Genomic DNA, 24,750 nt, shown 5'->3' with positions numbered 1-24,750 from the left:
CCCGTCATTCAGACAACGGAGAGACTTCATGGCCTTATCCAAACTTGAAAAGCCGAAATGGCATGCCTATTTCGACAGCATGTCGAAAGTCCTCGACGGAAAGCGTGCCGAAGTCGAAGTCGATGCGCTTGCCACCGGCAGCCAGATCGAGGCCGAATGGCTGCCTCTGCTGGGCATTACCTATGATCCGAAAGATGACATTGTCGAAGTTGTACTTGAGGGACTGGATCACATGATCCACAAGCCGCGCGACGTGTTCGTGGACCAGACCGCAGCTGATCTCAGCAGCGTGGAGGTGATCGATAACGACGACTTCCATCACATCATCAAATTGCGCGATCCGTTGATGCTGCCGCCGCCGTGATCGCGCGGCATGCGGGTCTTTGCGGGGCGCAAGCGAACGGCCGCCAGCCTGTCTCACCGGCGTGGACTCGGCCGACCACGCCGGTGAGATGCATCGAAGCTTCGGACCTTCAGGTCCGGGGCTTGTTGCGCTTCGACCGCCTCGGCGAACCTGTCGGCGCATCAATGAAGCGGATGCCAGGAATTTATTGGAGGATTCCAATGAGCGACTTTCTACACATTGTCTGCCCTCACTGCGCTACCGTGAACCGTCTCCAGGCAGAGCGCCTGAATGAACAGCCGAGCTGCGGCAAATGTTCGCGCGCCATCTTTACCGCGAAACCTGTCGAGGTCGATCGCGACGGCTTCACGAAACATGTCACGCGCAACGACATCCCGGTACTGGTGGATTTCTGGGCGCCGTGGTGCGGCCCTTGCCTGACGATGGCGCCTGCGTATGAAGAGGCCGCGCAACGCCTCGAGCCCAGGTTCCGCCTTCTCAAGCTGGATACCGAAAAGGCGCAGGACCTGGCCACGCGTTACAGCATTCGCAGCATTCCCACCCTCGCGCTGTTCATCAATGGACGTGAAGTCGCGCGCCAGGCCGGTGCCATGAATGCCGGGCGCATCATTGCATGGGCGCAGTCCCAGGCCCGCACACAGCCTGCGTAAATGAACGGCATGGAAGACTCAGGCCGGCGGGAAATGCCGGCATCCGGCTTCGGCAACGAGCAGCAGCTACGGGATGTGCTGGACAGCCTCGGCCCGTCCGTGTTCGTCGGCCTGTTGACCGTTGACGGCATCCTGACCTACGCCAATCGGGCAGCGCTCGAAGCGGTGGGAGCCAAACTGGAAGACGTGCTGGGCAAGCCATTCGACGCCACGCCCTGGTGGAGCTTTTCGGAGATAGCGAGGAAAAGGCTGCGCGACGCGATCCAGTCTGGCGCCCAGGGGGTGACTTCCCGCTTCGAAGTTCCTTTCCAGAACGCGCAGGGGCAGGTACGGACCGCGGATTTCACGCTTTACCCGGTATTCGGCCGCCACGGCGAGGTTGTCTATCTGATTCCGTCGGCGCGCGATATCACGCAGCGCAACCTGGCCGAACATGCGTTGTGCGTCACCCAGTTCGCCGTGGACAATGCGTCAATCGCGATATTTCAGCTGGCTCCCGATGGACGTATCCTGTATGCCAACAATGCCTGCTCGCGCCTGCTCGGCTACCACCGCAATGATTTGCTTAACCTGCGCATCTCCGACATCGACCTCCAGTTGTCCGCGGCCATGTGGTCCGAGCGCTGGGAGGAACTGAAACAGCGCGGTATGCTGCGGTTCGAGTCGGTGTACAGGCATGTGGACAGGCATGAGATTCCGGTCGACGTGTCAGCCAGCTACATCGAATACGGCGGCGAAGAATACTGCTTTTTCCACGCGCTCGATATCAATGAGCGCAAGGCGGCGGAAAGGCGCATTTATCACATGACCCACTATGATGCATTGACGGGCCTGCCTAACCGCACTTTGCTGAGCGAACATTTGCAGCAGTTGCTGGTGCGCGCGGAAGCGGCCCGGTCGCCCGTCACCGTCATGGTGATCGCCCTGGACCGGTTAAGACTGGTCCAGGAAGCGCTCAGCCATGGCAGCGCCGACAAGGTGTTGCGCAACGCGGCGCGGAGAATCGTGGATTGCGCGCGCGGCGTGCACATGATCGCGCGCCTGAGCGCCGATGAATTTGCGATGGTGATCGCGCCCGGTCCGGACGACGCGGCCGTGCCGGCGGCGTTGGCCCAATGCGTACTCGACTCGATGGCCGCAGCGATTTCAGTCGAGCAGCAGGAGATCTTCATCAGCTGCAGTATCGGCATGGCCACTTATCCGCAGGATGGTGATGCCGCCGAGGAACTGCTCAAGAGCGCCATCACCGCGCTCGGCAGGTCGAAGCGCCATGGCGGCAACACGATGCACGTCTACTCTTCAAGCTCGGAGAGCAGGAACCCCGGCCGCCTGCCGATGGAAACAGCGTTGCGCAGGGCGTTAAAGCGCGAGGAACTGCTCATCTATTATCAGCCGCAAGTGTGCCTGCCCACGGGAAGAATCTGCGGCGTGGAGGCATTGCTGCGATGGCGGCATCCGGAAAAAGGGGTGAAGTCGGCGGCACGGTACATCCCGCTCGCCGAAGAAACCGGCTTGATCCTCCCGATCAGCGAATGGGTGCTGCACGAGGCCTGCAGCCAGTTTGGCGTGTGGTCGCGGGAGGGGATTTCGGTCGGGCGCATGGCCATCAATCTGTCGGCACGGCAGTTCCGGCAAAAAAGCCTGACCGGCCAGCTGGGGCGCATCCTGCATGATTGCGATCTCGCTCCCGATGCGCTGGAACTGGAGCTGACCGAATCCATGCTCGTGGATGACGTTGAGACGGCAATGGAAACCATGTCCGCCCTTAAAGGGATGGGCATTCATCTTTCACTGGACGACTTCGGCACGGGTTACTCAAGCCTGAGCTACCTGAAGCGGTTTCCCATCGATACGCTGAAGATCGACAAGTCATTCGTGCGCGAACTTTCGACGGATTCCAGGAGCTTTGCCGTTGCAGACGGCATCATCACCCTTGGGCATCGCCTGGAACTCGGCGTTCTTGCTGAAGGCGTGGAGACTGCAGAGCAACTGTCCCGGCTGTACGACAGCGGTTGCGACATGGTGCAGGGTTATTTGTTCTGCCGGCCCTTGCCGGCGGAACAGCTGACCACGCTGCTGCGCGAGCCGCCCACGGATTTCCTTTTGCACCGCAGCCAGAGCAGCAAGACGGAGATGTAGCTAGCCGTTCGTCAACCGTGAAATTTCACTTTGGAGGAACCGCATGGCAAGCAAATCTGAGGAAAGCCAGTTTCTCGCCAGGGAAAGTCCTGAGGACCTTCAGGTCGCAAGGACCGACGGCAATTATCTTTTCGACGTCGAAGGAAAACAGTATGTCGACTTCCTGATGGGCTGGTGTGTCGGAAATTTTGGCTGGGGCAATCTGGTTTTGCTGGAAGCGACTGCGCTGTTTGAAGGCCCCGATTATGTGTATCCCGGCTACTCTTACGCACCATGGAATGAACTCGCATCGCTTCTGGTATCGATGTCGCCCGGCTCGTTGAAGAAATGTTTCCGAGCCACCGGCGGTTCGGAAGCCGTCGACCTTGCCTTGCAGGCGGCCATGCTGCACACCGGCCGGTCGAAGTTTGTCTCATTGGAGGGCAGCTACCATGGCAATACCATAGGCGGGCTTAGTGTCGGCGCCTCGGAATACCGGGAAGACTGCAAGAATCTGCTCACCCGCTGCTACAAGATCAAACCCCCACTGAATGCGAAATCGCTGGCGCGGGTTGAGACGCTGCTGAAAGAAAGAGATGTCGCCGCATTCATCATGGAGCCGATCAGCATCAATCTCGGCGTGCTCATTCCCGAACCCGAATTCATGACCGGCCTCGCGGATCTGTGCAGGAGAACCGGCACGCTGCTGATCATGGACGAAGTGGCAACCGGTTTCGGCAGGACAGGAACGCTGTTCGCGTCGGAACAGTTCGACATCGAACCGGACATCATGTGCGTGGCCAAAGCGATCACCGGCGGGCTTGGCGGGATGGGCGCGATGATCGCGACGGCGCCGGTGGCGAAATCCATGGAAGAAAAAGGGCATTTCTATTCCACTTATGGCTGGCACCCGCGCAGCGTCGCCGTCGCGATCGCGGCGCTCGGTTATATCACAAGGCATAGTCAACGCTTGCTGAAGGATGTCGCCACGACAAGCGCGTATTGCCGGGAGCGATTGATGGCGATGCCTTTCAAGAAACCGGCAAGTTTCAGGATTGCCGGGCTTGCGATCGGCGTGGACTTCGGCGATGAAAGCCATGCGGCGGAGGTTCAGGCGAAATGCCGGCACGAAGGACTGCTGGTGGCGAACGAAGGGGATAGCCTGCTGTTGCTGCCGGCGCTGAACATCGATCGGGCGGTGGCCGCGCAGGGGCTCGACATTCTTGAACGATGTATATGAGGCGGCATTCGGTATCGATGTCCGCTTGAGCGCGTTGATGTTTCACTGTGCCTCGACAACATCGGCGCGTCCAACCCAGGAGCGGCCCACGCGCGGCGCAGTGCTGTACGAACCTTGTCCGCTCCCGGGTTCGAATTTTGCATTCTTCTTGTGCCTTGCGGCGGCTCCATGCTCCTGCAAGACACGGATATACGGATGATGAAGCCAGCGGTATCTACACGCGGATATGCAGAGGAATGTATGCAGGAACAACCCACAGCAGATCGACCTCCGCTCGTGAAGGTCTGCGGCCGGCGCGGCGCGGCCGAAGGATATGCCATCCGCGATTTTCTTTATCGTTGCGGTATTTCGTTCGAGTGGATCGAGCTCGATAGCGATGAGACGGCGCGCTCTGTGGCGAAGGTCCAGAGCCTGAAGGATTCGCGGTTGCCGGTTTGCGTCTTCCCGGACGGCAGCCGCCTGGAATGTCCGACCATCCGGCAGATCATCGAGAAACTGGGATGGTTCGCCAGCCCCTCACGCTCCGAGTACGATGTCGCCATCTATGGCGCCGGACCGGCCGGGCTTAGCGCGGCGGTCTACGGCGCCGCGGACGGTCTCAAGACTGTGCTCGTGGAGCGCTGGGCGCTCGGAGGACAGGCAGGCAGCAGCTCCAGGATCGAAAATTATCTGGGATTTCCCGAGGGGATCAGCGGCGCGGAACTGTTCGCGCGTGCACGCGACCAGGCGGTCAAGTTCGGCGTCGAAATCCTGCTGGCGCGCAAGGGTGTGCGCGCCGAATTCCATCCCGGGAAAGGAATCGGCTATCTGGAGGACGGCACCCGGATCGTGGCCCATGCCTCGATCTGCGCCACCGGCGTCGAATATCGCCGGCTCGGCGTGCCCGATGAAGACAGGTTTCTCGGGGCGGGCGTGTACTACGGCGCCGGTGCCAGCGAAGCGACGCTGACCAGGGACGAGGACATCTATATCGTGGGCGGCGGCAATTCGGCAGGCCAAGCCGCGATGTACTTCGCGCAATTCGCCCGGCGCATCTGCATCGCAATCCGAGGCGATTCGCTCAAGAGCACGCTGTCGCAATACCTGATCGACCGCATTTGTTCCACACCGAATATCTTCGTGCTGCCGCGCACCGAGGTGGTTGCCTTGCACGGCGGGGAGGTGCTGGAGGAAATTACGTTAGCCGACCGCAAGGACAACCGCGAATACAAGGTTCCAACCCGTTGGCTGTTCGTGTGCATCGGCGGCGTGCCGCAGACGGAGTGGGCGACCGAAGTCGGCATCAAACGTGACAGCGCAGGCTATCTCCTCACCGGGCCGGATCTGCTGCACGGTGGTGAGCGGCCGGCCAACTGGCAGCTGGACCGCGAACCGTATCACCTGGAAACCAATGTCCCGGGGGTGTTTGCCGCCGGGGACGTGCGCCACGGATCGGTGAAACGGTGTGCATCCGCCGTAGGCGAAGGAGCCATGGCGGTAGCACTGGTGCATCGATATTTGTCGAATTGCTGAACGGCCCCCGTTGGCCGCCACTCCCGGAGATTGCAATGGCACAGGAATGCGCTCATCTCGACCAGATCAGGATCACCGATACCGACAAGCATGTCTGCGAAGACTGCGTCAAGACTGGCAGCAGCTGGGTGCATTTGCGGCTGTGCCTTTCATGCGGACATGTAGGATGCTGCGATTCATCGCCTAACAGGCATGCCAGCAAACATTTCATCACCTCGGGCCATCCGCTGGTGCGGTCCATCGAGGCGGGTGAATCCTGGGTCTGGTGTTACGTGGATAGAGTCGTGGCCGGAGAATTGGCGGAGTAATGGCTTTTGGGTCCGGACGCCGGATAGCGGCGTCCGGATTGTGCTCACTGCACTCACATCAGTTCGTCGAACAGGCGAAACGCGCGGTCCCAATGCTCCGGCGCCGGATTTTTCAACTTCGGCTCGACAATCTTCAGGCTATGCGCGAGCGCGACGCTGAGGCCGCCGGCGACCTCCGGCAGTTTGGCGCGCATGTCGTCACTGTACTCGAGGTCGAGCGGCGGCAGCGGCGTCATCTGGTCGAGAATCCCCTCCAGGTCGATGTCCTCGTTGATGTCGCGGAAGGCGTGCATGTTCTCCTGCAATCCTTTCGTGACCGGCAGGTCGAACGGTTCAATGACGTCGCGGCCGTTTGCCCTGGCATGGGCCTGGCCCAGCAACAGCAGGTCATGCGTCTTGTGGGCGATGAATTCTTCGTAGCGCCGCAAGTCTTCCTTGTCGACATCGAGGCTCCCGGCTTCACGAAAAAGGCGTTCGAACTTGGGTATGCTCATCAGTGCCATGATGCTGCTTCCTTTCATGTAGATGGTGGCTGAATCTGACGCGAAAATCATGCCGGTCCGGCGTGGCGTGCCGCATCTCCGCCGTCCTCCGAAAGGCTTGTTTTCAGCGAACTCATACACGGAAGTCCGGCCTAACGTTTAACGTGTCTTCTTGTGCTTCCATGCTGGTATTCAATGAAATACAAAGACTATTACCAGGCGTTGGGTGTCGATCGGACTGCATCCGATGACGATATCAAGAAGGCGTACCGCAAGCTTGCGCACCGCTATCATCCGGATGTTTCCAAGGAGCCCAAGGCCGAAGAGAAATTCAAGGAAGTCGCGGAAGCCTACGCCACGCTGAAGGATCCCGAAAAGCGGCGGGAATATGACAATCTGGGCAGGCATCCGGCCGGAGAGGAGTTCAACGCGCCGCCCGAATGGCAGCAACGCTACGGCGCTGGCGCTTCGACCTTTGACGATGTGGATCTGGCCGACATCCTGAATGCGTTCAGGGCGGGCGGCCATGGTGACGCGCGCGGCCGCAGGCGGGCAGGTTTCCCGATATCCGGCGAGGACTATGAAGTGACCGTCGCGGTCCCGCTGGAAAAAATCTACAGCGGCGGCGACACCGATGTCACGGTCGAACTGCCTGAATACGACGAGCATGGCCTGCCGCACCGGGTGCCGCGTACTTTCCGCGTCACCATTCCCAAAGGCGCGACGGAGGGACAGCGGCTGCGGCTGGCGGGCAAGGGCGGACCGGGCCGCGACGGTGGCAGACCCGGCGACCTGTACATCGTCCTGCACATCGCGCCGCACCCGCTGTACCGGGTGAGCGGGCGCGACCTGTATCTCGATCTCCCTCTCACGCCATGGGAAGGCGTGCTGGGCGGCGCGGTCGAGATTCCGACCCCGGGCGGCCCCGTCGAACTCAACATCAAGCCGGGCACGTCGTCCGGCCAGCGCCTGCGCCTGGCCCGGCGCGGGCTGCCGACGCCGGGCGGCGGCGCCGGCGATCTGTACGCGGTGGCACGGATAGAGGTGCCCAGGAAGGCCGGCAAACGCGAACAGGAACTCTATGAGCAGCTTGCCGCCGCTTCGGACTTCAACCCGCGCAAACACTTCAGGGAAGGGCTGAAATGAAAGTCAATTCCACTGAATGGGTCTGGCTCAATGAGCAGGCCATCTGCTCGGCCCGGAATCTGGTCGAAGTGTCCGGCTTGTCGAACGAAGAGCTGGATGACCTGATAGAGAACGGCGTCATCACACCGGTCGACGCCAGCGCGCGGCCGATGTCGTTCCCGCTCCGGTACATCGTTGTCGCAAGCACGGCGCGCAGGCTGCGCGACGACTTCGAGCTTGACCGGCATGGCATGACCCTGGCGATGGCCCTGATACAGCGCATCGAAGAACTGGAAATGGAATTGAACGCGATGCGCGCACGGCTCGGTCATGGCATGCCGAATCCGGGCTGAGCATGCAAGCCGCAAGTGCGTCGCCGCGAAACGCCGGATGAGTCGCTCCTGTCGTTCATTCCAGCGGCTTCGATTGCCTGTCTTCCCTTTCCCTGAACAGCCAATAGACAATCCCGAGCGCCAGCGTGGCGCTCGCCAGCGCCGCGATGGTCGCCGCGTCGGTGGTATGAATGTCCAGGATGATGAACTTGCGGATCAAGGCCAGAAGCGCGATCAAAATAACGGTCTTGACCTGAACGATTCCTTCGGCGCGCAAAGCGACGCGAATGATCGAGTGCTTGAACTCCAATGCGATCAGCAGCGTCATGATCATGCCGAACATTGCCTGGAACACCTCGTGGTCCAGCGGATCAAGCGCTCCGCCAAGCAACAGCGGTATGAGGCGGGTCACCAGCTGCAGCAATGCGATGGCGATGACCAGGGCGATGATCACGCTCAATACGAGCACCACGACTTGTTCGAAGCGCTGGTGCAGCGTCATGAATGGCCAGTTCTGACGCGTCTCTTTTTGCAGGCAATGTGATTGCTCCTGATCTGTTTTCATTTCGCTTCTCCTTCTTTCGATGCACTTCATCGCTGTGTCAGCCTTCCCATTTGCGGGAGGAATTTCAGCCGACATCACTGTCTCTTTCCGTTGGCCATGTTTGCCGTTCTGCCTAAAGAAACGAGTGGCTACATCCGTCCAGAAAAGGCAAGCAAGATGCAGGTCACGATTTCCCACGGCTCGGTCTCTTCGCCGCTGGAATAAACCGTCCTGTCTCTAATCGGCGATGCCCGTTATTATCCGCAGCCGTGGATTGAATACGACTGGACGACGGGCCCCGGCACAGGATTGCGAAACGGGCGGTCACACTCCGCCGAAATCCTCGGCTGCCTGCTCATGCTTGCGCGTTAATACGGTAAGCTTCCATAGCTTCACGCTCTTCATATTTTCTGGCAGCCCGGGCCCGCGCGGCCGCCGTATCGAACCCTACGATCCGCATCGCTTGAACGGACCACTTTCGAATGCGGTGCATGTCCATCAAGCGCGGATTGCCCTTGGCCTCGACGAGGCTGGCGAGAGTGCCCTGCCTGCCATTGATTCAACGTCCGCATTCTCGCCCGGTGCAGCGGGCTCCCGTGAAGTATTGGCTCATCCCTCTCTGCTTATTCTGGGAGTTCACGACAGTTTTTATAAGTCCGTCACACGCAGCAGTATGGTTACAAGGGGTGTGAGAGCGTTCCAGTGAATAAACCATGGCTTCCCTTAACATTTCCGATTCTCCCGAAGTAAACACTCGAACGGCAGCTATTGGGGCTAGACTACGTCTGCTTCGGGTCGCGTGCCCCAGTTCAAGGCTGAAAACTGAAGGTCTGAAACCCGGCCTAGAGCAGCCGACCTCGGCTGGAGATGGACAGGCTCGGCGCGGCCAATAACCTTTGGCACGGTGCCATTACTTTCACACCTTTGTAACGCTAATAACTCGGTCGCCTGGATCGAACGGTGAATTAGGGCTTCGCCTTCCAGGTCAGTGCCTGCGATGGCAAGGACTTGCCAGGCACCCATTCTGCAGAGAGCTCTTGCGCCTCGCGCCCAGCCGAAATGGGCTCTTTGACAATTTGCTCAGATTCATGGACGCCGCCGCAGCGTCCACTCTCCCAATTCGAACAGTCCTTGAATGACAAGGGCCAGAAACGCCGCAGGTAATGCGCCGGCGAGCAGCATGTCGTTGTCGTTCACTGCGAGCCCGGTTGCAATACGTTCGCCGAAACCGCCGGCGCCGATGAAGGCGGCAATGGTCGCGGTGCCTACGCTCATGACCGCGGCGGTCTTGAGGCCTGCAAGAATGACGGGCAGCGCCAGCGGCAGCTCGATATGCAGGAGACGGTGCCAGGTGCGCATTCCCAAGGCAAGCGCCGCCATGCGCAGTCCGGGACTGATCTGCTCGATGCCAGTGCACGTGTTGCGCACCACAGGCAGCAGTGCGTACAGAAAGAGCGCGACGAGAGCCGGGACCGTACCAATGGTGCCCAGCAAGGGAATGAGCATCGCGAGCAGAGCCAGCGAAGGTACCGTCTGCAAAACCCCGACGATCGCCATGACCGCTTGCCGCAGGCGCGGCTGGAAAGCAGCCAGCACCCCGAGCGGAATTCCGGCCAATGCAGCCATGCTCACCGACAGCAGAACCAGGGTGATGTGGTCGCGCATGAGGCGCCAGAAGCTTTCGTCGAACAGCTTGTCGGCAAAGCCTGGAGTGGCATCTGTGTTATCTGTTCGGGCAGATGCCGCATGAAGGAAGGATCGGGCAATGTCCTTGAAGGACTTGCCATCGATTTCCGCCGCGGCATTCATGGAAACCATGCGGTCCTGGCTGATCTTGCCTTCCAGTCCCTGCAACGCTTTCCATGCGCGTGGAAAGCGCTCCGCAAGATCGAGGCGAAACAGGAGCACGGCATCGTATCGCGGAAAATAGCCAGCATCGTCATCGAGAATGCGTAAAGGATATTGTCTGAGTTTTGCATCTGTCGTATAGATGTCGATCACATCGACCTGACGCGCTGTCAGGGCTTCATAAGCAAGTCCGTGGTCGAGTCCGATCGGCTTCTGCTGCAGGCCGTATCGCTTCGCAAGGCCGGGCCAGCCATCGATGCGGCCGATGAACTCGTGCGACAGGCCGATCGTCATGCCCGGCGCATGTTCAAGCCCGCTCACCCGGCTGACCTGCGCATCCCGGCGAGTCGCCAGCGCGTAGCCATTCGAAAAGCCGAGCGGGATGCCGACGCCGATTCCCAAGGGAGCAAGCGCCTTGCTCATGTCCTCCAGCGAGTCGATGTCCTTGCGCTTGAGGATTTCATGGGAAATGGTTCCCGTATATTCAGGGTAAGCGTCGATTGCGCCTGTCTTGAGCGCTTCGAACACGATCGCGGTATTGCCCAATCCGAGGCGGTGCTCGGCGCGCGTGGTGGCTTGCACGGATTGGGTAAGGATTTCGCCGAGGATGTACGACTCCGTGAAGCGCTTCGACCCGATGCGAAGTACGTCATCGGCCAGAACAACGTCCGCCGCAAGCTGCATGCAGAATGCGACGACTGCAATTTTCCCCGGCAATGTCAATGGTCCTGTGTTCATCGGCGCAAAAGATCATCAGCTCCGGAGCGCAATCGGCTGCGACGCCTGCGGTCGGTTCTATGTCCAAGCGTCATCACGAATACCCGTGAAGTGCTTTCATGCTACTTGTAGCATTGCGAGCAGCGATTGGCCGATGACGGTGCCGCAAACATCACAAGGTTTGATGTCAGTCAATTGCGTCAGCCGGCAGGGGCACCGGCGCTTCATAGGCATCCGCCAACGTATAGACTGAGCAGCAGGTGCAAAAGATGAGTGTGGCAACTTCTTCCGCCTGTGACGAGGCCTTGATCGCGAGCGCTGCGGCGGAAACGCCTTGTAGCGTGTCGGCACGTCCTTGGGTTCTGGCAACGACGATCCTGGCATCAAGCATGGTGTTCATCGACGGCACCGTTGTGAATGTGGCGCTTCCTGCGCTGCAGCGGGAGTTCGGCGCAACGGCGGCACAGGTTCAATGGATTGTTGAATCGTATGCCCTGTTTCTGGCGTCGCTGCTGCTCGTTGGCGGAAGCGCGGGCGACCGGTTCGGACGACGACGGATTTTCACTCTTGGCGTGACGCTGTTTGGTTCCGCATCGGTGTGGTGCGCGAGCGTCGACAGCATTGGGCAATTGCTGGCGGCCAGGGCGATGCAAGGCATCGGCGGCGCACTTCTGGTACCGGGAAGCCTTGCGCTGATCAGCGCTTCATTTCCGGAGGATGTGCGTGGCAAAGCCATCGGCACCTGGTCCGGCTGGACGGCGATCACCGCGGCGCTTGGTCCGGTCATCGGGGGCATTCTTATCGAGCATTGGTCGTGGCGCTATGCATTCCTCCTCAATATTCCGTTTGCCGCGATCGTGCTCGTACTCTCGTTCAGGTTCATCCCCGCGGGAGAAAGAAACCGTACGGCAGCTAGAACGGATTGGGCCGGCGCCGGATTGGCGAGTGGCGGATTGGGCGCACTCGTGTTCGGGCTGATCGAAACGTCGTCGTCCGGGTGGAATGACCGGCATGTCATTGGTACGCTGCTGCTTGCCGTCATCATGCTGACGGGTTTTATCGTCGTCGAGAGTCGGCACCCTTCACCAATGCTGCCGTTGCACCTGTTTCGCTCTCCGGATTTCAGTGGGGCCAATCTGCTTACGTTGCTTCTCTATGCGGCGCTGGGTGGAAGTCTGTACTTTCTGCCTCTTAACCTCATCCAGGTACAAGGCTACTCCGCAGTCGCGGCCGGATCGGCGTTGCTGCCGTTCATCCTGACCATGTTCGCCCTGTCACGCTGGGCCGGCGGACTGGTTGACCGCTACGGCGCAAAAAGGCCGCTGGTGGTTGGTCCCGCAGTCGCCTCGATCGGTTTTTCATTGCTGGCTGTTCCTGGCGTCGGCGGCAGCTATTGGCTCACATTCTTTCCTGCCGTGCTGGTATTGGGTTTTGGCATGACGGTCTGTGTTGCACCGCTGACCACAACAGTGATGAATGCATTCGACACTGATCTCGCGGGAGTGGCTTCAGGCATCAACAATGCGGTATCGCGCATTGCGGCGGTGTTGTCGATTGCCGTATTCGGCGTGGTCATGAGCATTGCATTCCGCCACGCGTTTGCCAAAGCCGTCGCCGAGATGCAGGTGACGCCATCGGTTGTGCAGCAAGCGATGGCGCAAGAAAACAGACTGGCTGCGATCGAGCTCCCTGAAACGACGGCCGCTGCCGAGAAAGAAGCGATTAGAGCGGCGGTCGCGAATTCCTTTGTGCACGGATTCCGTTGGGTGATGCTGCTTTCTGCGTGTCTCGCGCTGGCGAGTTCGATCAGCGCATGGCTGCTGATCGGCCGTAACACGGCGCAGGCGAACGGACCGCGTTGATAATGCAATACTGGGGTTTGTCGCAGGTTTGGCTGCGTCCCGGTACGGTGTGTTATCAATTTATCTCGCCTTTGACGGTTGCTTATAGACGATCACCGCATTATCGATGCTCGTCAGCGGAAACGACTCGGTTGCATTGGGTCGCGTCCCGCGATATGCAGCCAAGTCTGAACCGGCTGGAATGCAGCTCAAAGCGGCCAGAAGCGGTCATCCGGCTGCGTCGAAGCCTGAAGTAACCCGCATGGCTAAGTTGCCGGCTTGCGCTAGGTTAAAGGCATCGTCTTGCGTCAGCCTATCGTGAAAATACCGCGAACAAGCACTCGATCTGCAAACACTGTGACATGCGGGACTGCAGGAACGATGAAACATTGACTTAATTCGAGCGAGCCAGCCATGAACTTGTCTAACGCCCTCTCTGTTTCTGCGCCAACACTTTTATTTCTCGGCATTGGAGCCCTCTCTCACGAAGCGATCGGGCAGCAGAAATCTCTCAAGGAACAGATTGTCGGAACATGGAAATACATATCCGTGGATAACATCCGGCCGGATGGGAGCAGAGTGCCCTTGTTCGGCCCTAATCCACAAGGCCGTGTAACGTTCGACAACCAGGGAAATTATGTATTGATGACCAGCCGCGCGGACCAACCAAAGTTCGCTTCCGGCAACCGCAATGAAGGCACGAATGACGAGTATAAGGCTGTCGTGCAAGGGTCCATCGCGCACTTCGGTAAATACGAAGTTAATGAAGCCGATAAGAGTATTACCTTTCATATAGAAGCCAGCACGTTCCCCAACTGGAACGGCATTGATCAGAAGAGACCATTCAGCATTTCCAGAGATGAGCTGAAATGGGTAACCCCTTCTGCTTCAAGCGGCGGTTCGGCCGAGGTTATGCTCAAGCGGGCGCAATGAAAACCAACATGCCCTGAGGCAACCAAGCAGCAACCCGGATAATGGACCGAAGGAAAACCGTCAATTGTAGGATCGGCGTTGGGTCAACAGCCGGGCATCCATCTTGTTGGTCGTCCCCTCGGGGATCGTCCCGGACGAATCGAATATCCTGATCAATCTGAATCTTCCTGATGCGGCGATCATCACCGCTTCGAACCTCAGAACGTAGACCTATGCCCCGCGTTTCTTTGACTAATTGCGGTCTTGCTCTTCCCTTTCTCGGTGGTCTTTTCGCCTCAACCGCACGCCTGCGACGGCGAACCGCGAAAAATTGTCGCTGGTGAAATTTTAGATATGAATCACGGTCAAACTGCCTCCCCGGTGGAGACAGGCATGGCCCTATGATGAGATCCAGACGCACCGACCAGCCACGGGCCTCGACCTTATCGGTTCACGCAGTGCTCAACCGTCTGGTACTTGCATGCGTGCTTCCCGGCATCATTGGCGCGGTTTTCTTAATGGGATACGAATACCGCAATGAGTACAGGCAGCGCGAAAGAGATACGATTCAGACCGCGCGCGCCCTGGCCGAGGCATCCGATAACCTTCTCGCGCGTACACAATCCATGGCGCATGCGCTTGCCGCCGCCGTACCGCTTAAACAGGCCGATCTTTCCCGATTCCATGCGTTGGCGCGCGAGGTGCTCGCCCAATCCGGCCATGCCGTTAACGTTGTTTTGCGGGACCGGGACGGCAGGTTGCTTCTCAATACGGCAGTCGATTTCGGGAACGCGCTGCCGGCGGAATCTGCAACAGCTCAGCTGAAGTCAGTGTTTGTCACAGGAAAACCGGCGATTTCCAATATATTTGTGGGATCGGTCCTGAAGCGCCCGATCATGAGTGTCTATGTGCCGGTCATCCACGACGGGCAAGTTGCATATGCGCTTGGTATCGGCATCCTTCCCCAAGAGTTCAACGAGCTGCTGCGTGCACAACGCCTGCCCGACGGCTGGATTGTGGCAATACTGGATTCGAGCGGCTCCATCGTTGCTCGTTCACATGATCCTGACCGATGGGTGGCCGCGAAACCGTCAGCGCAATTGCTGGCCGCCATCGCCAACACCGGTGAGGGCTCGATCGACGCGACGACGCTTGAAGGGCGCGAGGCGAGGTATTTCTATAGTTTGTCGTCACGTACCGGTTGGCGGGTGGCTATCGGCGTTCCGCGCGCCGATATCGTCAGCCCGCTGGTACGCGGGCTGACCCTTGTCGCAATCGGTGTTGCGGCGGTCTTTGTTTTTGGCCTGATCGTTGCGTCATTAATGGGCAAGAGAGTCACCCGCGCATTGGAAGCCCTCGTCGCGCCCGCCGAAGCGCTTGGGACAGGGACGCCAAGCAAGGTCCCCGAGCCGGATATTAAAGAATCGGCCGATATTGCTGCCGCAATTACGAAGGCGGCCGTCATCCTGCAAAAGAGGGATGCCGAGCTCAAAGAGGCCCATCGGCTGGCAAAGCTTGGCACCTGGTCATGGAACCTTGCAGCGGACGAGATCAGCGCGTCCGATTCACTTATCGAAATCTGTGGTCGCCAATTCCCGCCATTCGCCCAGCAACGTGGCACGCTGTTGACGAAAGAGTCCTGGGAACGCATTCGCCTTGCCACGGAAGAGACAATGAAAACCGGCAAGGGATATGACCTTGAGATTCAGGTTATTCACGGCAACGGTGAAGTGCTATGGATGAAGTCGCGGTGCGAGGCGGTGCGCAACGAAGCCGGGGAAGTCACCTACCTGCACGGAATGATGCAGGATATAAACGAACAAAAGCGCACCGAGCAACGCGTGCGGGATGCCGCGCTCCACGACGTCCTGACGGGCTTGCCTAACCGGACCCTCGTTCTCGAATACTGTGCACGCGTCCTGGCGGCGGCCAAGCGCGGCCACGGTAGCGCGGCCTTGCTCTATATCGACCTGGACAGGTTCAAGACGATTAATGACCTGTACGGGCACGAAGCAGGTGACCGCGTTTTACGTGAGGTGGCTATCAGACTCCTGGGCTGTACAAGAAAAGAAGACATGGTCGGCCGCTTGGGCGGCGACGAGTTTGTCATTGTCGTGCCCAATTTCAAGGAAATCCATTCGCGTGCACGAAGCGTCGCTGAGCACATTATCCAGCGCCTTGAACCCCCGGTTCGATTCAACGGGATTGAGTTGGGCATTTGCGCGTCGATTGGCGTCAGCTTCTTTCCTGACGATGCGCTGGATGTCGAAGAGTTGTTTAACACCGCGGATCGTGCGATGTACCACGCCAAGCGCTCTGGTAGGGCGAACTACCAGTGCTATACCGCCGCCCTTGAGCGAGAGACCGAAGGCGCGTTTCTGATTGAAGCGCGGCTGCGCAACTCGTTGCGCGATGGCGGCCTGCAGTTACATTACCAGCCAGTGGTGGACGTCAAAAGCGGCGAACTGATTGGCGCGGAAGCGCTTGTCCGCATGTCGTTCCCGTCCGGGACAGACATTTCACCAGACAAGTTTATTCCCATTGCTGAATCGTCCGGGTTGATTGCGGAACTCGGCAAGTGGGTCGCCCGCGAGGCGTGCCGCCAGCATAAACAGTGGGCGGAGCAAGGGCTGGACCTGACGATCGCGATCAACGTGTCGCCGCTGCAGTTCCGCCATCAAAACTTTGCGGATACCTTGCGCGACATTATTTCTGACGTCGGCGTTGACGCCGAACGCCTGGAGATCGAGGTGACCGAGAGCGCGATCATGGATAATCTCGATGAGGCCGTCGCGATCCTGAACAGGATCAAATCGCTCGGGATGCGTGTTGCCCTCGATGATTTTGGCACCGGCTATTCCAGCCTGAGCAGCCTCACGCACTTGCCCATTGACAAGCTCAAGGTCGATCAATCGTTTATTCGCAGCCTGGAAAACGACGCGGCGAGCCGGTCTGTGACGGACGCCATTATTGCGCTGGGCCGAAGCCTTAATCTCGAAGTCCATGGCGAGGGAATCGAGTCGGAAAACGCGCTACGCTATCTACAGGAGCATGGATGCGATCAGGCACAGGGATACTGGTTCAGCCGGCCGATGCCGGCACTCGAATTCATGCGCTGGTACCAGCAACGACGTCAGAACCCGGTACCGACGTGATGATGCGACTTGCTATGCGCGCTCCTCAGGCGCGCTGTCGCCAACGCCGGCCGGCGTCCAGGCCGCCGTAACCAATGCGGATCCCAGGCTCCGCCGCCAAGGCCGTCGACAAATAGAAGCTACGGTAGCGGCTCGTTTGTCTGTTTGCATTTAATTGCTCGCTGTATTGAGGCGGGCTTCATTACGGCAATCGAGGCACACTGAATGTTCACACATGTCACCCAATAAAGGCCGGATGAACGTAACACGCTATCTTGCTATCGCCTTCGCGGCTACGACACTTTCTGGCACTCCAGTCGTCCCATCATGCAGTGGCGCGGCTACTGCGGGCGAGCTGGCGTGACGACACATTCCCTGATGAGCCTTCCAAACTCTTCCGCTGGCACCGGGGCGCTGAAGAGGAAACCCTGTCCTTCATTGCACCGGTGCGTATTCAGAAAATTTAATTGCTCCTGCGTCTCCACTCCCTCGGCAATGACCCTTTGCCTGAGGCTTGCACCCATGCTGATGACGGCACTTGCAATGATGCAGTCATCGCTCTTCGAGGAAATCCGTTGCACGAACGACTGGTCGATCTTCAGGACATCAATCGGCAGCCGGCTTAAATAGCTCAGGCTTGAATAGCCGGTCCCGAAATCGTCGACGGCGAGCTGTACGCCGAGCTGCTTCAGTTCGTGAAGAATCGGGATGCTGGAATCGACGTTTCGCATTAATACGGATTCGGTCAATTCGATTTGGAGAAAACACGGGTCCAGCGCGGTCTCCTGAAGCGCTTCGCGCGTGCTCCGGATAAAGTTCTTGTCCCGAAATTCCAATGCCGAGACGTTCACGGAAACAACAAAGGAGCCGAGTCCCTGGTCCAGCCATGTCTTAGCCTGCTGACAAGCGCCTCGAAGAACGATTCGCCCTATCGCCACGATGAGGCCGGAGTCCTCTGCTACGGGGATAAATGAATCCGGAAAGACGACGCCTCGCCGTGGGTGGAGCCACCGTACCAGCGCCTCGGCACCAGTCACTTGTCCCGACGCAAGGTCGATCTTGGGCTGGTAATGCAGAACAAATTCGTTCCGATCAATGGCTTTCCGCAGGTCGGCCTCGGTTGCTTGCCTCTCAACTGCCCAGACATTCATCTCGTTGTTGAAGAATTGGAAGTCGTTGCGTCCGTTCCTTTTCGCGTGATACATCGCGGTATCGGCATTCTTGATCAGTGTTTCGACATCCTCTCCGTCGGAGGGATAGACACTGATGCCGATACTTGTCGTTATATGAAGTTCATGCCCCGAAATAACATGCGGCTCTGCCAGCGCCCTGAGAACCTTTTCTGCGGCAATGTTCGCATGCTCGGTATGCGATTCTTCCAGGATCATGATGACGAATTCGTCTCCGCCCAAGCGGCTGACAGTATCTGACTGGCGCACCTGTGCCACCAGGCGCTTCGACACGGATTCGAGCAGCCTGTCGCCGATCGTATGCCCCAATGAATCATTGATATGCTTGAAGTTGTCGAGGTCCAAAAACAAAACTGCGACTTTGGTCTGGTGGCGCTTTGCATAAGCCGTCGCCTGCGCGAGGCGGTCGTTGAACAAGAGACGGTTTGGCAAACCGGTGAGGTAATCGTGTTCCGCAAGGTGCGCCATTCTATCGGCCATTGCCCGGGTCTCGGATACGTCCCGGAACGTGACGACAGCGCCCGTGATTGCACCGGCCATGTCGAAAATCGGTGCCGCCGAGTCCTCCACCGGGATTTCTAGTCCGTCTCGCCGGACCAGCACCGACCTGGCGTACAAGGCCATATTTTTCCCGTTTGCAATAACCAACTCTACCGGGTTTCTCGCCGGTTCTCGGGTTTCGCCATCGATGAGTTTAAGAACTTCGGCAATCGGTCGGCCGCGCGCTTCCTCGCGCGCCCATCCCGTCATCCGTTCCGCCTGCATGTTGAGATAGGTCACCTTGCATGAGACATCGGTACTGAGCACGCCGTCGCCGATGCACTCAAGCGTCACGCGCGCGCGCTCCTTTTCGAGGTACAACGCTTCCTCGACCTTCTTGCGTTGGATGATGCTCCTTAACGCCTGAGGAATCAGCGCATTGGGGAAAAAGCCTTTGGAAAGATATCCTTGTGCCCCACGCTGCACAGTTTCGATCGCCGCTGGCTCGTTTTCCTCGTCGCACAGTACCATTATCGGCGTTGACGGCACCAAGCTGAACAACGCGTCGAAGGTCTCGGCGCCGCTACTATCCGGGAGAAACAGGTTGACCAGTACGATGTCGACACCTCCCGTGCGCAGTCGTGAAAGTCCTGTCGACAAATCAGGTGTCCATTCCGTAGCAAACGGGCCGTCGCGCGCCGCTGCCAACGAGGCCCGAATCAAGTTTGCATCTGCGGCTTCACCAGTAATGACGAGAACAGTATTCGCAGGCATCTCCACACTTTCTTTATTAGCCTGTCTTGTGCACTGGAAGAAATGTACAAGGCCATAAGTTTTTTTGACAACTTCGATCGATCGCGGTTCAGGCTTGACGACTCTGTCTGCGTGAACTTTCGTCGGCGTTGTCAATCATCCCTTGCATAGCACAAGAGGTGCGAAATGATTATCAATTGGCGAGATGTATCTGGTTTGCTATCGTTAAAGCAGACACTACTTTTTGAACTCGGCCGGACAGAAGCAGTTCTTGCCGAACTGGAGCGTAGACAGAATCAGCTGGTATCACCAGACATAACGGTGAACGACCTGCAGGACATTTTCGAGGAAGAGCGCGCCCGGCTGCTCACAAAGATCGATCAGGTCGCAAGCGGCTTAAGGCACTGGCAAGGCGCAGTGGCTGGTGACCTGGTTCAGCATAACCGCTTCATCGAGCTTTTGCGGCGCAGTGTGATACTGAATCCTGGCGGATAGGAATTGAGTAACTATTCTCTTGGGGACCACATGCGCTTCAGTCGATCCCAGCCGCTGGAACTTGCTCCGGCCTCCCATTGCTCGTGGTACCAGCGCACAAACTCATTTGGTGGTAACGGACGGCTGAACCAATATCCCTGTGCCTGATTACAGCCGTGTTCTTCCAGGTAAAGCAGGGCATTTTCCGACTCAATGCCCTCGCCATGCACATCCAGTTTCAGGCTGTGGCCGAGCGCAAGAATCGCTTCGGTCACAGCCCGGCTCGCCTGGTCACGCTCAATGTGCTGAACAAACGACTGGTCTACCTTCAGCTTGTCTAGCGGCAGGTTGGTCAGGCTACTCAAACTCGAATAGCCGACACCGAAATCATCAAGAGCGACCTTGACTCCGAGTGACTTTATTTTTTTCAGAATCTCTATCGCCTCGTTGAGGTTTTCCATGATCGCACTCTCGGTCACTTCGAGCTCAAGATAAGATGGATCGGCCCCCAAGTCTGTAATGATGCGTCCTAGCTTCTCCGCGAACGCGGGCTGCCGTAACTGCAGTGGCGAGACATTGATTGCCATCGTCACCTTTAGCCCTTGACGCATCCATTCCTCTTGCTGTCGGCATGCCTCGACTGCCACCCACTCGCCAAGTTGCCCGATTAAGCCGGCCGATTCCGCGATGGGAATGAAACTGTTGGGGCCTATGGGTTCATCGTCGTTGTCCTCCAGGCGCAGTAAGGCTTCCGCCCCGGCCAGTCTTCCACTCTTGATATCGATGACCGGCTGGTAAAGAAGTTTGAATCCGCCATTCTTAAGCGCCCTTCTCATCCTGAGTTCCAGTTGATGCGCCTGGTTGGCTTGCTGCTCGAGCTCGGGCGTATAGATGTGAAAATTGGCTCGCCCGGATTGCTTTGCCTGATACATGGCCAGATCGGCGGTATGAATCAAGGTATTGACATCGGACGCATGCTCGGTGAAGTAGCTGATGCCGATGGAAGGAGATATCGACAATTCCAGCGTATTGATTCGGAATGGCTGGCTAATACTGTCAACGACGTGCTGAGCAACGATCCTGGCGCGCCGGTGGTCACCGTCGATGTGAGGCAGCACAATGACAAACTCGTCCCCGCCAAGGCGCCCAACCAGGTCCTCATGCCGCGTGCAGTCGCGCAGCCGCTTGCCGACCTCCTGCAGCACCCGGTCTCCGGTTTCATGCCCGTATGTGTCATTGATCGGCTTAAACCGGTCCAGATCGATAAACAGTAATGCGCCCCGGCCGTGATTACGCTGGGCCGCCGCAAGCATTCGCTCACAATAGTCCATTACGAGCGCGCGATTCGGCAGCCCGGTCAAGGTATCGTGAAGCGCGGCGTCGCGCACGCGCTGTTCAACCTGCTTGCGCTCGGTGATGTCGCGGGAAGTGGCAAACATCAGCCATTCCCCATGGAGTTCCAGGACTGTTGCGGTGACCTCGACCGGGAACACCGATTCATCTTTGCGCCGGTGCGTTGTTTCGAAAGGCTGAATGCGGCCTTGTCTGCTTTGGGCAAATATTTCCTTAAAGCGGTCTTCGGCATACAGGGACTCGATATCCGAAATGTGCATCTGAAGCAACTCTGCTTCGCTGTATCCAAGTCGCTCGGATGCCAGCTGATTGGCGTACCGCACCCGTCCGGCGGTATCAAGAAGGAGATGCGAATCGTTGGCGTGATCGCTGAAAAACTTGAATTTCCGAAGTTCCTGCTCGGATTGACGCAGCAGTTCGTTGGCGTGCTTGCGCTCGTGGATATCCTGAAGCATGCCACGCAGAGCGACGACCTCATTTTGCTCATTGAGGACCACCTCACATTTGGCATTCATCCAGCGGACAACACCGCTACCATGATTGACCTGTATTTCCAGGTCATAGCCTTGTCCGGTCTTCAATGCCTCTTGCATGGCAGCATTGATGCGTTCCCATGATTCAACGGTCAGCAGCGTCCCTCGCTGTTCGGGAAAGGCCGGAATGTCGCGTCCGCAAATAATGGGCATCGATTCTGAGGAAGCAACTTCATTGGTCCTGAGGTCCCATGTCCATGTGCCGAAACCTGCAAGGAGATGCGCTTCGGTTAACTGCACATCTTTCGCCTTTAGCAAATCAGCGGCGCGCCGGATTGCCGAGGCCACTTCAGCCGCTTCCTTGATTTCGACGGAGGGAATCGGAGCCGCATTGCCTTCACCTAGTGCTCTGGCAGGGATGGTAAGTGCCGTGATGGAGTGGGCAATACGCCGGCCCATCAACCATGCCAAAGCGGCACCAATCGCGAAAAGAGCAATCACCCCTGTCGCCAGCATGGTCAGGTCATGTGCGAGGGCTGTCCAAAGGGATTGGCGAGAAATACCAATGGCGACCCGCCAATTGGTGGCGGGCGCTCGACTATAGAAGGACACTACCGGAATGCCCTCCAATGTTGTGGATTCGATGGATCCCTCGCCGGACTCCATCATGGATTTCAACAAAGTGGCATTTGCCTTTTTGCCAACGAACTTCTCTGGCGAAAGCGTGCGCGCCGCAACGGTGCCACTGGTGTCAAATACGGCGGAAATCCAGTTGGACGGTAACTTTTGCGCTTGCAGGATGGCGTTGAAGTTCTCCGGCACCATGGCAATTCCCAAGACATACGCAACCCTGCCATTCACGACGACAGGTACATCAATACTGATGAGCGGGCGCTTGAGTACGGAACCAATGAACAGGTTTGAGATTGCCGGCTTTCCCGTAGTAAAGACGCGACGGACCTGTTCAGTGCTTTTACGAGGTGGCAAGGGTGTGCCGTATTCGACGGCAGTATTCAGGATCTGATGGTTTTCTTCGTCACTAAGAAGCAGATTGTTTCCGGCACCGACTCCCGCCAAGACATCGCTGGCATGCTCGTGAAACGCAGCGAATTCGCGCTTGGCAAGTAATTCAGAACGGGCAAGGGTTTCCGCTATCGCCTGGACCTTCAGCAACTCGTTGTCGACGGCTTGCGCCAGGGCACGTGCCGTCAGAACCATACTGTTTTTCTGTTCGGCGCGACTTTGCTGGTATTGGTAAATGAATAGACCCGCAGCGCCAATCACACCAGGCAGCAGGCAGGCGATAACTAACCAGTTCAGGAATGTCCGCACAGGCCGATTTGCTGGGGAAGGAGTCATTTATCCTCGTGCGGATTCATGATGATACTCACGTAAATAGCACGTGTCTCACCTGCTAATTGACTTTATTTGAGTACCTGCAGGAAAAAAGATTCCACGTACGACGCTTCAAGGCGACGACCGACAGCAGGCACCATTTGCCGGCGGCGCCGAACCCGGCATGTACTGCGGACATGACCTAAATCTGGACCGACGAGGGCTGGCTGTATCTGGCAGTCGTGCTGGACTTGTCCAATCGCGAGATCGTCGGAAAGCTTCTTCAACAGCCTCAAGAACGAACGCGTGCATGGCACGCGCTACGCGACGCGGAAAGATGCCTCGGCGGGATCATCGGCGCAGTGCCTTCCTGTGCCTGATGCCGCTCGCGCTGATCGCCTTCGGCAAGTTGATGGCCGCTGTCTTTGTGCTGCTCGGCGTGTGGAGGCTGGTAGCGACGGCCGCCCCCGTCGGATGGTGGGCATGACTGTCTGGATCGCTGCCTGATGATTTCGTAGCAAGCGCAGCCATACAGGTCGTCGGACTCAACTTGCAAACGCTAATGAGCCAGCGCATATCTTGCGTGAACGTGTGGATCACATCGTTGACTTCGGATAGTTAGAACGACACTTGCATCGCAATGCCAAAGGTGCCCGACGTGATCGTCGGCATGATGGAAAACGTTGAGTTGACGTTCGTGCGACGTGCAGAGTTATAGGCCGCAACCGACTTTCCAACGTAGGTTCCGACCAGAGCCCCGGCCACCACGTCAGAGGTGAAATGTGCGCCGTGGTATGCCCGTGCCACTCCCGTCATGGTGGCCAATCCATACACCAGGCTCTTGACCCACAACTCGTCATAATGGCTGGCAATCGTCGAGGCGAGCACAAACGCCTGGGTGGTATGACCGGACGGGAAAGAAGAATTCTTGTCGCTGAAAGGGCTCAGGGTCAGCGTGCCTTCGTTCTCCCGGGGACGCTTCCGGCCAACGATCAGCTTGAGCGCCGGCGTGATCACTGCGGACGCAATGAGGGACGATGCCAATCCGTCTTGCGCCACGTACATGCTTTCGGCATTGCCCATACGCCCGGCAATATAAAAGCCGCCAAGCACTGTCAGCACGGTGCCGTTGGTGCCGATGCGCTCGAAGTTCTTGGCCCGCTGTTCGTTTTCGCGCGCGCGCATGCGGACTGACCGGTCATAGGCTCTACGATCCAGAAGTGCGCCCACTGCGACCACGCTGGCAGCAGCAATGCCCGCATGCCGCCACTCTTCATCCGTCCATTGCGAAGGAGAGCGTATGACATGGACGAAATCGTCCAGCACAAGCGTTCCATAGCTGGGTGAAAAGACACCGGAAGGAAAGCTTCGCTGCTGCTGTGATGAACCGGTTTCGCCGGTTGCAGCCAGCGTATTGATTGGCATATCGGCGGCTTCCGATCCGCCTGTGAGTTCCGCACCTCCGGCCGGGACAGCACATGCCAGCCAGATAGCGACCAATGATCCCCTGAAAATTCGCGGCATTAACATCACGTCTCTCCCTGGCCACCATTCGTCTGTCAACT

Annotated in this window: 20 protein-coding genes and 1 pseudogene; 14 read left to right on the top strand and 7 right to left on the bottom strand. The window is 58.1% G+C overall.

Annotated features, from left to right (window positions below; genetic code table 11):
- The first annotated feature begins 28 nt into the window (after positions 1–28).
- The 6 genes from AYR66_RS25745 to AYR66_RS25720 all read left to right on the top strand — a co-directional run bounded on the left by AYR66_RS25745 (position 29) and on the right by AYR66_RS25720 (position 6,192).
- Complete coding sequence (locus AYR66_RS25745; RefSeq protein ID WP_088710434.1) at positions 29–364, top strand: DUF5335 domain-containing protein; 336 nt, start codon at positions 29–31, stop codon at positions 362–364.
- A gap of 200 nt (positions 365–564) precedes the next feature.
- Positions 565–1,014: a thioredoxin TrxC gene (trxC, locus tag AYR66_RS25740; protein ID WP_088710433.1), complete on the top strand. Its 450-nt coding sequence runs from the start codon at positions 565–567 to the stop codon at positions 1,012–1,014.
- Positions 1,015–3,153, top strand: coding sequence for a putative bifunctional diguanylate cyclase/phosphodiesterase (locus tag AYR66_RS25735; protein ID WP_088710432.1), 2,139 nt, complete (start codon positions 1,015–1,017; stop codon positions 3,151–3,153).
- A gap of 43 nt (positions 3,154–3,196) precedes the next feature.
- Positions 3,197–4,372 carry a class-III pyridoxal-phosphate-dependent aminotransferase gene (locus tag AYR66_RS25730; protein WP_088710431.1) on the top strand — a complete coding sequence of 392 codons (1,176 nt, stop codon included), beginning with the start codon at positions 3,197–3,199 and terminating at the stop codon, positions 4,370–4,372.
- Positions 4,373–4,612: 240 nt separating this feature from the next.
- Entirely contained in the window at positions 4,613–5,884 is a 1,272-nt protein-coding gene (locus AYR66_RS25725; protein WP_088710430.1) for an FAD-dependent oxidoreductase, read from the top strand.
- Positions 5,885–5,919: 35 nt separating this feature from the next.
- Positions 5,920–6,192 (top strand): UBP-type zinc finger domain-containing protein, encoded by a 273-nt coding sequence (locus AYR66_RS25720; protein WP_088710429.1) that lies wholly within the window; start codon positions 5,920–5,922, stop codon positions 6,190–6,192.
- Between the two features lie 53 nt (positions 6,193–6,245).
- Here the strand turns inward: AYR66_RS25720 and AYR66_RS25715 are convergent, their stop codons facing one another.
- A complete protein-coding gene (locus AYR66_RS25715; RefSeq protein ID WP_088710441.1) occupies positions 6,246–6,695 on the bottom strand; it encodes a DUF1931 family protein in 450 nt (149 codons plus the stop codon).
- Positions 6,696–6,869: 174 nt separating this feature from the next.
- Between AYR66_RS25715 and AYR66_RS25710 the strand changes: the two genes are divergently transcribed.
- Both AYR66_RS25710 and AYR66_RS25705 read left to right on the top strand, forming a co-directional pair.
- Positions 6,870–7,820, top strand: a complete 951-nt coding sequence (locus AYR66_RS25710) for a DnaJ C-terminal domain-containing protein (protein ID WP_088710428.1) — start codon at positions 6,870–6,872, stop codon at positions 7,818–7,820.
- Positions 7,817–8,152 carry a chaperone modulator CbpM gene (locus tag AYR66_RS25705; RefSeq protein ID WP_088710427.1) on the top strand — a complete coding sequence of 112 codons (336 nt, stop codon included), beginning with the start codon at positions 7,817–7,819 and terminating at the stop codon, positions 8,150–8,152. The genes AYR66_RS25710 and AYR66_RS25705 overlap by 4 nt, the downstream gene beginning before the upstream one ends.
- A 55-nt stretch (positions 8,153–8,207) precedes the next feature.
- Here AYR66_RS25705 and AYR66_RS25700 read toward each other — a convergent pair whose 3' ends face one another.
- The 3 genes from AYR66_RS25700 to AYR66_RS30255 form a co-directional block, all read right to left on the bottom strand.
- On the bottom strand, positions 8,208–8,696 hold the full coding sequence (locus AYR66_RS25700) for a phosphate-starvation-inducible PsiE family protein (protein WP_420093144.1): 489 nt from the start codon (positions 8,694–8,696) through the stop codon (positions 8,208–8,210).
- A gap of 1,065 nt (positions 8,697–9,761) precedes the next feature.
- Entirely contained in the window at positions 9,762–11,207 is a 1,446-nt protein-coding gene (locus tag AYR66_RS25695) for a glycine betaine ABC transporter substrate-binding protein (RefSeq protein ID WP_088710426.1), read from the bottom strand.
- A gap of 220 nt (positions 11,208–11,427) precedes the next feature.
- Positions 11,428–11,640, bottom strand: coding sequence for a hypothetical protein (locus AYR66_RS30255; protein WP_234815093.1), 213 nt, complete (start codon positions 11,638–11,640; stop codon positions 11,428–11,430).
- Here AYR66_RS30255 and AYR66_RS25690 point away from each other — a divergent pair.
- The 3 genes from AYR66_RS25690 (at position 11,630) to AYR66_RS25680 (ending at position 17,148) form a co-directional block, all read left to right on the top strand.
- Positions 11,630–13,102 carry an MFS transporter gene (locus AYR66_RS25690; RefSeq protein ID WP_234815092.1) on the top strand — a complete coding sequence of 491 codons (1,473 nt, stop codon included), beginning with the start codon at positions 11,630–11,632 and terminating at the stop codon, positions 13,100–13,102. The two genes, AYR66_RS30255 and AYR66_RS25690, sit on opposite strands and share 11 nt — an antisense overlap.
- A 393-nt stretch (positions 13,103–13,495) precedes the next feature.
- Positions 13,496–14,014, top strand: coding sequence for a lipocalin-like domain-containing protein (locus AYR66_RS25685; RefSeq protein ID WP_088710424.1), 519 nt, complete (start codon positions 13,496–13,498; stop codon positions 14,012–14,014).
- Between the two features lie 437 nt (positions 14,015–14,451).
- Positions 14,452–17,148, top strand: a complete 2,697-nt coding sequence (locus AYR66_RS25680; protein ID WP_206047337.1) for a bifunctional diguanylate cyclase/phosphodiesterase — start codon at positions 14,452–14,454, stop codon at positions 17,146–17,148.
- A 320-nt stretch (positions 17,149–17,468) separates the two neighbouring features.
- On the opposite strand, the gene AYR66_RS25675 is transcribed toward AYR66_RS25680, so the two are convergent.
- A complete protein-coding gene (locus AYR66_RS25675; protein ID WP_234815091.1) occupies positions 17,469–19,706 on the bottom strand; it encodes a putative bifunctional diguanylate cyclase/phosphodiesterase in 2,238 nt (745 codons plus the stop codon).
- A gap of 30 nt (positions 19,707–19,736) precedes the next feature.
- Here AYR66_RS25675 and AYR66_RS25670 point away from each other — a divergent pair, with 30 nt between their 5' ends.
- A complete protein-coding gene (locus AYR66_RS25670; RefSeq protein ID WP_088710421.1) occupies positions 19,737–20,045 on the top strand; it encodes a hypothetical protein in 309 nt (102 codons plus the stop codon).
- 11 nt (positions 20,046–20,056) lie between these two features.
- Here AYR66_RS25670 and AYR66_RS25665 read toward each other — a convergent pair whose 3' ends face one another.
- Positions 20,057–23,209 (bottom strand): bifunctional diguanylate cyclase/phosphodiesterase, encoded by a 3,153-nt coding sequence (locus AYR66_RS25665; RefSeq protein WP_088710420.1) that lies wholly within the window; start codon positions 23,207–23,209, stop codon positions 20,057–20,059.
- Between the two features lie 95 nt (positions 23,210–23,304).
- On the opposite strand from AYR66_RS25665, the pseudogene AYR66_RS25660 reads away from it, so the two are divergent.
- A pseudogene (locus tag AYR66_RS25660) lies at positions 23,305–23,460 on the top strand (IS3 family transposase); the annotation flags it as partial.
- 35 nt (positions 23,461–23,495) lie between these two features.
- A complete protein-coding gene (locus tag AYR66_RS29100; RefSeq protein WP_170942368.1) occupies positions 23,496–23,672 on the top strand; it encodes a hypothetical protein in 177 nt (58 codons plus the stop codon).
- 131 nt (positions 23,673–23,803) lie between these two features.
- Here the strand turns inward: AYR66_RS29100 and AYR66_RS25655 are convergent, their stop codons facing one another.
- Positions 23,804–24,715 (bottom strand): phosphatase PAP2 family protein, encoded by a 912-nt coding sequence (locus AYR66_RS25655; RefSeq protein WP_088710419.1) that lies wholly within the window; start codon positions 24,713–24,715, stop codon positions 23,804–23,806.
- Positions 24,716–24,750: the final 35 nt, after the last annotated feature.

The sequence above is a fragment of the Noviherbaspirillum denitrificans genome (assembly GCF_002211445.1).
GTDB lineage: Bacteria > Pseudomonadota > Gammaproteobacteria > Burkholderiales > Burkholderiaceae_D > Noviherbaspirillum > Noviherbaspirillum denitrificans.
Note: the sequence above shows the minus strand (reverse complement) of the source record. Positions and strands in the feature narration are given on the sequence as shown.

Excerpts from the sequence above, each read along its gene's own strand:
- AYR66_RS25745 (WP_088710434.1), top strand. The coding sequence starts at position 29 with ATGGCCTTATCCAAACTTGAAAAGCCGAAATGGCATGCCTATTTCGAC.
- trxC (WP_088710433.1), top strand. The coding sequence starts at position 565 with ATGAGCGACTTTCTACACATTGTCTGCCCTCACTGCGCTACCGTGAAC.
- AYR66_RS25735 (WP_088710432.1), top strand. The coding sequence starts at position 1,015 with ATGAACGGCATGGAAGACTCAGGCCGGCGGGAAATGCCGGCATCCGGC.
- AYR66_RS25730 (WP_088710431.1), top strand. The coding sequence starts at position 3,197 with ATGGCAAGCAAATCTGAGGAAAGCCAGTTTCTCGCCAGGGAAAGTCCT.
- AYR66_RS25725 (WP_088710430.1), top strand. The coding sequence starts at position 4,613 with ATGCAGGAACAACCCACAGCAGATCGACCTCCGCTCGTGAAGGTCTGC.
- AYR66_RS25720 (WP_088710429.1), top strand. The coding sequence starts at position 5,920 with ATGGCACAGGAATGCGCTCATCTCGACCAGATCAGGATCACCGATACC.
- AYR66_RS25715 (WP_088710441.1), bottom strand. The coding sequence starts at position 6,695 with ATGGCACTGATGAGCATACCCAAGTTCGAACGCCTTTTTCGTGAAGCC.
- AYR66_RS25710 (WP_088710428.1), top strand. The coding sequence starts at position 6,870 with ATGAAATACAAAGACTATTACCAGGCGTTGGGTGTCGATCGGACTGCA.
- AYR66_RS25705 (WP_088710427.1), top strand. The coding sequence starts at position 7,817 with ATGAAAGTCAATTCCACTGAATGGGTCTGGCTCAATGAGCAGGCCATC.
- AYR66_RS25700 (WP_420093144.1), bottom strand. The coding sequence starts at position 8,696 with ATGAAAACAGATCAGGAGCAATCACATTGCCTGCAAAAAGAGACGCGT.
- AYR66_RS25695 (WP_088710426.1), bottom strand. The coding sequence starts at position 11,207 with ATGCAGCTTGCGGCGGACGTTGTTCTGGCCGATGACGTACTTCGCATC.
- AYR66_RS25690 (WP_234815092.1), top strand. The coding sequence starts at position 11,630 with ATGGTGTTCATCGACGGCACCGTTGTGAATGTGGCGCTTCCTGCGCTG.
- AYR66_RS30255 (WP_234815093.1), bottom strand. The coding sequence starts at position 11,640 with ATGAACACCATGCTTGATGCCAGGATCGTCGTTGCCAGAACCCAAGGA.
- AYR66_RS25685 (WP_088710424.1), top strand. The coding sequence starts at position 13,496 with ATGAACTTGTCTAACGCCCTCTCTGTTTCTGCGCCAACACTTTTATTT.
- AYR66_RS25670 (WP_088710421.1), top strand. The coding sequence starts at position 19,737 with ATGATTATCAATTGGCGAGATGTATCTGGTTTGCTATCGTTAAAGCAG.
- AYR66_RS25665 (WP_088710420.1), bottom strand. The coding sequence starts at position 23,209 with ATGACTCCTTCCCCAGCAAATCGGCCTGTGCGGACATTCCTGAACTGG.
- AYR66_RS29100 (WP_170942368.1), top strand. The coding sequence starts at position 23,496 with ATGGCACGCGCTACGCGACGCGGAAAGATGCCTCGGCGGGATCATCGG.
- AYR66_RS25655 (WP_088710419.1), bottom strand. The coding sequence starts at position 24,715 with ATGTTAATGCCGCGAATTTTCAGGGGATCATTGGTCGCTATCTGGCTG.